This is a genomic window from Candidatus Aminicenantes bacterium (assembly GCA_026393795.1).
Taxonomy (GTDB): Bacteria; Acidobacteriota; Aminicenantia; order UBA2199; family UBA2199; genus UBA2199.
Genome location: JAPKZL010000210.1, coordinates 1 through 6,560, shown reverse-complemented (window position 1 = coordinate 6,560; position 6,560 = coordinate 1). Strand labels below are relative to the sequence as shown.

At 53.7% G+C, this 6,560-nt stretch carries 8 protein-coding genes; 2 read left to right on the top strand and 6 right to left on the bottom strand.

Annotation, left to right across the window (positions count from 1 at the left end; all coding sequences use genetic code 11):
• Positions 1 to 383: hypothetical protein (locus tag NTW95_10310; protein ID MCX6557805.1), on the bottom strand; the 383-nt coding region annotated here is incomplete at its 3' end.
• Between the two features lie 329 nt (positions 384 to 712).
• Here NTW95_10310 and NTW95_10305 point away from each other — a divergent pair.
• Complete coding sequence (locus tag NTW95_10305) at positions 713 to 928, top strand: hypothetical protein (protein MCX6557804.1); 216 nt, start codon at positions 713 to 715, stop codon at positions 926 to 928.
• Between the two features lie 99 nt (positions 929 to 1,027).
• Positions 1,028 to 1,960: an alpha/beta fold hydrolase gene (locus NTW95_10300; protein ID MCX6557803.1), complete on the top strand. Its 933-nt coding sequence runs from the start codon at positions 1,028 to 1,030 to the stop codon at positions 1,958 to 1,960.
• 55 nt (positions 1,961 to 2,015) lie between these two features.
• On the opposite strand, the gene NTW95_10295 is transcribed toward NTW95_10300, so the two are convergent.
• The 5 genes from NTW95_10295 to NTW95_10275 all read right to left on the bottom strand — a co-directional run.
• A complete protein-coding gene (locus tag NTW95_10295; protein ID MCX6557802.1) occupies positions 2,016 to 2,558 on the bottom strand; it encodes a hypothetical protein in 543 nt (180 codons plus the stop codon).
• A 54-nt stretch (positions 2,559 to 2,612) separates the two neighbouring features.
• Entirely contained in the window at positions 2,613 to 3,035 is a 423-nt protein-coding gene (locus tag NTW95_10290; GenBank protein ID MCX6557801.1) for a DUF3788 family protein, read from the bottom strand.
• A gap of 144 nt (positions 3,036 to 3,179) precedes the next feature.
• Positions 3,180 to 4,256, bottom strand: coding sequence for an ornithine carbamoyltransferase (locus NTW95_10285; GenBank protein MCX6557800.1), 1,077 nt, complete (start codon positions 4,254 to 4,256; stop codon positions 3,180 to 3,182).
• 370 nt (positions 4,257 to 4,626) lie between these two features.
• Positions 4,627 to 5,376: a slipin family protein gene (locus NTW95_10280; protein MCX6557799.1), complete on the bottom strand. Its 750-nt coding sequence runs from the start codon at positions 5,374 to 5,376 to the stop codon at positions 4,627 to 4,629.
• 285 nt (positions 5,377 to 5,661) lie between these two features.
• On the bottom strand, positions 5,662 to 6,560 hold an 899-nt coding region (locus NTW95_10275), incomplete at its 5' end, for a transposase (protein ID MCX6557798.1).

The following is a 6,560-nucleotide window of genomic DNA, read 5'->3' as shown; positions in this document are numbered from 1 at the left end:
CCTAAAACCTTGAGAGTCCCCTGGATACTGCGCCCATCCAGGGAAAGCGTACCCTCATAATCGACATCATAACCGTTGGTTTGCTGACGGCTCTGGATTCGTACCACGCGGCCCTGAACCGCCATCGCAAGCATTCCGGTCACTTTCTGGCTGCCGTTGAACCAAACGCCATCGAAAACGAGGCTGTCGCCGCGACGCGTCCAAGTGGCCGTCCAACCTCCGTATTCCGTGACGCGCCAAACCCTGCCCAGGAGCGCTTGGTCAGATGACGGCTGCGCGGCGTGCAGATTCCATTGACCCGAGGCGATCGTCAAAAAAGCCAGAATTGAAATCAGGCCAATCTGGCGTAAAGACATTTCGTAAATTCGGCGGTTGGCACTCACGTTTTATCCTCCCTGATAAAATCATTTAATGTATCGAAAAATACGCTTAGCTTAGCCATTTTTCCCCATATTTGCATTTTAAAGATCATTATTTGAAATGTCAAGAAAATTAGTGAATTTGGCTAAGTGGCTAAGAGGGGAATTGGGGACGAAGATGGGAATTGGGGACGGTGCTTGACTTTGTGACTTTAGCTTTTTTTGCCGGCGATTCGTTTCCGGGCATCCTTGTACAGCTTGGCCAATGAATTCAACTAAGACTTGGTATGAGTGTCGCTTAATCTTTTTCACATTTTCACCGTCCGTCCCCAGGCTTCCAGACTTCCTTTCGCCTGAGGCACGGCCGGGCATCCAGGGAACTTTTTCTTCAGCGCTTAGAGCGGGTAGTCCTGCACGAGCTGGCTCACACCTTCGGCCTGCTGCATTGCCCCACCCCCGGCTGCTTGATGGAAGACGCCCGCGGCACCATCCGTATCGTCGACCGCTCCGACGGCCGCTTCTGCCCCTCCTGTTGCCGGCAGCTCGGGACCCTGTTAAAAAATCACTGAACGCCGGGCTATCAGGATCACCAAGTCAAGCGCCGTCCCCAAATGCCAAATGCTCAGAGCCTTGACATCCGGGACCGATTTGCTGCACTATGGGTCGACATGGAAAAGAGCAGAAAAAAGAAAGTCATTCTCAAGGCGGCGGCCATTATTATCGTATTGCTGATCGCGCTTTTCACCTATATCCCCTTTGCCGTGATGCACCCGATGGTCGACAGGCATGTTGACTTTGACGAGGTCTGGTCCGCGGCCGACTTCGGGATCATTGCCAAGCCGTTCTTCGTCACGACCGAAGACGGGCTGCGGATCGCGGTCCATGAAGTCGGGACAGATGATCCCAAAGCGGTGATCGTCTGCCTGTCCGGAATACATAACCCTTCCGTGACCGCGTTTTTCGGGCATGCCCGCTTTTTCAGAGAGCATGGCTACGCCACCGTGCTTTTGGACATGCGCGCGCACGGAGCCAGCGGCGGCGACGTCATCTGTCTGGGCTACAAGGAGTATCGTGACGCCCGGGCGGTTGTGGAATGGATAAGAGCCCAGGCGGCCTATAAGGATGTCCCGATCGTGGTCTTCGGCCTGTCAATGGGAGGAGCGAGCGCCATCAACTCCATCGGCGAGATCGCCGGAATTGACGGCCTGATAAGCCTTTCGGCCTATTCCTCCTGGCAGGATGTCTTCTATGAAGGCATGTCGGCGCAAGCTCCGGTCCTTTTGGCCAAGATCGTAAAACCGTTCTCGATACTGGCGGCTTCGATAAAATTCGGAGTGAACGGCTGGCGGGTCAGCCCCAAAAACGAGATCGCGAAGTTGGGCAAGAGGCCGGCGTTGCTGATGCACAGCCGGGGAGACTCCCAGGTCCTGTTTGCCAACTTTGAAAGGCTCCGGCGGAGCGCCCCGGGGCATGTGGAAACATTCGTGCGCGATGGGGACCGCCATTTCATCACCGAATCCTTCATTGAGCCCGAAAAGGACGCCGAGTATTCGCAAACGCTGCTGAAATTCCTCGAGAAGCATTTTCCCGGCAAGAGATAAATAAACAACGGAAATTAGGGGCAGGTCTTGAATTATCATAATGTTGGGGAGCAATCTAAGGAAGGATCTCGATCGCCCGCCAGCCGAAGCAGCCGACCACGCGGGTGCGCTCCAGCGCCGTTTCGCAGTTCCGGTGCTGGTGGCCGTGCAGGAGCAGGCGCGGCGCTGCGCGTTCGATGTAGTGGTTCAGACCGCTGAAACCGGTATGCATCCCATCTTCACGGTCGTGCACCCGGCGCGGCGAGTTGTGGGAAATGAAGATATCCACGGTCGGAAAGGTTTGCAGATACGCCTCGATCTCTTCCTGCTCATAGAGGAAAAAACCGCGCGGCTTATACTGCAGGCAGCCGTTCAGGCCGCCGAAGCTTAAACCCCCCAGATCGACGGTTTGCAAATGCAGGTCGAGGATGGGCGCCGGGAAAGGGGCGTCCGTATCGTGGTTGCCCTTGACCGCCAGCACGGCCGGGCAATGCCAGGCTTCCGCCGCCTGCAGGATCACCGCGTCGGCCACATCGCCCAGGGCCAGCAGTACGTCGGCCCGGCCGTTGCCGCCCAGCCAGCGAAAATCATCGATATCAGCCAGTACCAGCAGTTTCATCACCGTTAACTTCAACCCGGTTGTCCGCGGCCATGATAACAGATAAAAGCAAAATTATTTCAATTTCAACTTAATCTCGATCAGTTCCTTGATTGGCTTCAGGTCGGTTTTTTTTCTCACTTCGGTGGTAACCGGCCGGAGCGAGCACCGGCCCTTGGGGTGGAGGAAGGAATACTTCAGCCCGGGGACCAGCGTGCTGGCGCTGATGGCGGCTTCGGCCTTGGCGGTGAAATAGAACGAAATTTTGAAGAACTTGTCCCAAGCCGATATCCAGAAAATGGTATCGGCTTTCTGCGTCACCTTGCAAAGCCAGGTCCTGCCGTCGCTGTAGTAGCGCCAATCAACCGACATTTGCGGGTAATCGTTTTTCAGCAGCGACATGAAAGCGTCCCAGGCGGGCTTGGAGCGGCCAAGTGGCTGGGAGAGGACGGAATCGGAAGGAAAAACATCGGGGTCGTTCAGGAAAGGTTGAAACATGGGGGGCACCTTGATGATCATTATACAGCAAAAGGGCCGGAAAGGCAAATGGGGAGAATTGGGGACGGCTCCCCTATCTTACCCGGATGGTTTCATAACTTGATTTCTGGAACCTGGAGACCTGACCTCAATGCCCCGGAGATACTATAAACGTCCGCCCATGATCATGGCCATGATCGCCTTGTGGGCATGCAGCCTGTTTTCCGCCTCGTCGATGACGACTGACCGCGGACCGTCGATCACGTCATCGTCCACTTCCTGCGACCGGTCGGCCGGAAGGCAATGCATGTAAATCCCCTGCTTATCGACCAGCGCCATCTGCTTGGCGGTGGTCCGCCAATTTTTTGCGGCTTCATTGACCCGCTTTGCTTCCGCGTGATCCGCTGCCTTGAAAACCTTGCCGTTTTCGTCGGCGTAATTGAAGCAGGTATGCGCGCCCCAGGCCTTGGGATAAACGATGTGCGCGCCCTTGAAGCCCTCGTCGAAATTGTTGATGATCTTGAAAGAACCGTCGGTCTGCTTGGAGAACGCTTGGCATTGGTCGATGATCTTCTGGTCCAGCTCGTAGCCCTCGGGATGCGCCAACGTCACATTCATCCCCATTTTGGTCGCCGCCAGAACGACGCTTTGCGGCACGGCGCGCGGTTTTTCGATTGACCCCGAATAGGCAAACGACATGGTCAGGTTGAGTCCTTTGAAAGTGCCGAACTTTTCCTTGACGGTGATCAAATCAGCCAGCGCCTGCGTGGGATGGAACTTGTCGCATTCCATGTTGATAATGGGGATTCCCGCGAATTGCGCGAATTCCTTCATCGTGGCATTGGCAAAGCCGTAACGCCACATGGCCGGGGGGCCATACATCCTGATGGCGATCGCATCGCCGACGCGGGACAGCATTTCGGCGACGTCCTTGATTCTTTCTGTTTGATACGGGATATCATAACCCTTTCTTGCCGGCGTATACGTTTTGCCGGGTTCCAGGTCTACATGAAATCCGCCGAGCTGCTGAATGCCCGCGGCGAATGTGGAGCGGGTGCGCAGCGATTGGTTGAAGAACATGGTGAACAGGGTTTTGCCTTTAAGAATGCCGGATTGGTCGTCACGCAGCGCATGGCGCCGTTTGAGCTCGAGCGCCACGTCGATCAGCGTCTCCCACTCCTCCTTGCCGTAATCAATTTCAGCGTCGATCCAGTCGCGCCCCATAAACATGTTGGTTTTCATCCTCTGCTACCTCCTCTAAATTATGAGAAATTGTTCTGCCTGCTTAAAATACAGCGGCAGCTTTTGCAGCGTTCAGGCTACGCTTTTTTCTAAAACCTGTCAAGGAAGACTTAGCGAACCAGACACTCCAGGGACGGTGCTTGTTTATATGCACAAATCATGATCTTCCACTTTTTTCATGACGGTACATCGATCCAAGCGAGTTCATCCTGACGCCGGCGAACTCGGGCAATCTGGCGATTCCCCCGTATTTTAACTCTCGCGTTCCTTTCAACTTTTTTAAATGCAAATTTGCAAGCGAAGTCCGCACAGGGGGCACCGTCCCCAAATGCCTTTTTCCCTCGTCGCTCTTAGGCGCTCCGCTGTTGTTTTATTTACTATCCTGCAATTTTTTTGCAATTGAAGCAAATTCAGTAGGTACAAGGACAATCAGGCTGTTTTGTTCGGCGCCGATCTCCTGCCAGGTTTGCAGCTGTCTTAACATCAGGGCATTGGGAGACGCTTCCATCGTTTTGGCGGCGTCGGTAAACTTTTTACTGGCTTCCTCTTCCGCCGAGGCTTTGACCAATCGCGAGCGTTTCTCGCGGACAGCCTCGGATTCCTTGGCCATGGCGCGCTTCATATTGTCCGGCAACTCGATATTCTTGATCTCGACGCTGATGATATTGATCCCCCAATCATCTGTCGGCCCCTGCAATTCCACCAATACTTCCTTGCCGATCTGGTCCTTGTTGGACAGCAGGGTATCCAGGTCATATTTGCCCAGGACATCCCTCAGCTTGGATTGGGCCAGCAAGGTGGAGGCCATGCTGAAATTCTCGACCGCGATGATCGACTTCGGCGCATCGAAGATCTTGTAATAGACCACGGCGTCGATCTTGACCGGGACCGAATCCTTGGTCATGATCTCCTGGGGTATGACATCCATGGTGCGGACACGCATATCCACACGTCTCACGTATTCCAGAACGGGGATTATGATATTCAACCCGGGCGTGATCTGCCTGACAAATTTCCCCAGGCGAAAAACAACCCCGCTCTGCCATTGCGACACGATGCGGATCCCCAACATACAAATAACCAAAACAATAATTCCAAAAGGCATTGCCAAATCCAACATGCGCACCTCCTAGCATCACTTTGCTGAGGTCTTCCGAAGCATTTAGTGATGCTAGACGCCTCGCAGGAGCTCGGCGTAGCATCACTAGACGCCTCGGGGGACCTCGGCGTAGTGATGCTAGATTTTAAGGAACTTTTACTGAAATAGCAAGGGAACCGGGGACGGAGTCCCTTCTGCGCCGCCTGCCAAAAGCAGCAAGAGGGACGGTTCTTGAAGCAGCAAGAGGGACGGTTCTTGTATTCTTGAGCAGAAGCAGCAAGAGGGACGGTTCTTGTATTCTTGACATTATTCTCCCCACAAAGGAAACTTCAAGCGCGCACGGCGGTATAGGCATCCCAAACTATTCAGCTCCAAACCTGCAAAGGGATCCAGTTTCACGATTTCCCGATAGGTCATTCCCGCACGCTCTTTGAGATGAACGAGCAACTCAGCTCTCATCCTCTTCCCGGAGTAAGCTTGAATATTCAATCCCGCTATTTTGATGCTGTGCTCCTTTTCAAACTCTTGAAGAACCTTTTCCGGCGATTCAAAATGCTTATCGCGGACCCGTCGCCGCTCAATACTCTCCCTTCCTGATCGCCGATCCGCCAAAGCCAGAGCCTTTGGAACAAATTCTTCGCCGCCGATAATTTGACCAAGTTCCGAGCGAACCGTGGGCAGTTCATCGAGGTCCGTATCCATTACGAACCTGTGCAATTCGTCCCGACTCACGAATAATTCCTCCACGTACCCGCAATCAACCGCGTTACACCGGTCTTGACCGAAATAGAGTTGGGCGCTGAACCATGGATATTCAATAAAACTAGCGACCACTTTTGCCGCCACTGGGTTACCGAGCACATAGGCGATTGCGATCATCAGATAGGCATCATCCTGTATCAGCATGGATTTGAAACGATCTTGAAAGACATAGCCCCGACCGCCGTGCCGTTTCCGGTAATACACGGCATATTGACCGTTCAATTGCTTGAAGAAATCCGACATCCTGCCGGATACATTCTGAATCACCAGGTGGTAGTGATTGTCCAGCACGCAATAAGCCAGGATGCGGATCTTGGTCAGGGGCTGTATCCTTCCCAGCAAAGCCAAAAAGAACTTCTTATCAGCTGCTGACCTGAAAATCGGCTTCCCCTCATATCCGCGGTTCATCGCATGATGGAAAGCTCCCTCATAGGTTCTTCTTG

Excerpts from the sequence above, each read along its gene's own strand:
- NTW95_10300 (MCX6557803.1), top strand. The coding sequence starts at position 1,028 with ATGGAAAAGAGCAGAAAAAAGAAAGTCATTCTCAAGGCGGCGGCCATT.
- NTW95_10295 (MCX6557802.1), bottom strand. The coding sequence starts at position 2,558 with ATGAAACTGCTGGTACTGGCTGATATCGATGATTTTCGCTGGCTGGGC.
- NTW95_10290 (MCX6557801.1), bottom strand. The coding sequence starts at position 3,035 with ATGTTTCAACCTTTCCTGAACGACCCCGATGTTTTTCCTTCCGATTCC.
- NTW95_10285 (MCX6557800.1), bottom strand. The coding sequence starts at position 4,256 with ATGAAAACCAACATGTTTATGGGGCGCGACTGGATCGACGCTGAAATT.
- NTW95_10280 (MCX6557799.1), bottom strand. The coding sequence starts at position 5,376 with ATGTTGGATTTGGCAATGCCTTTTGGAATTATTGTTTTGGTTATTTGT.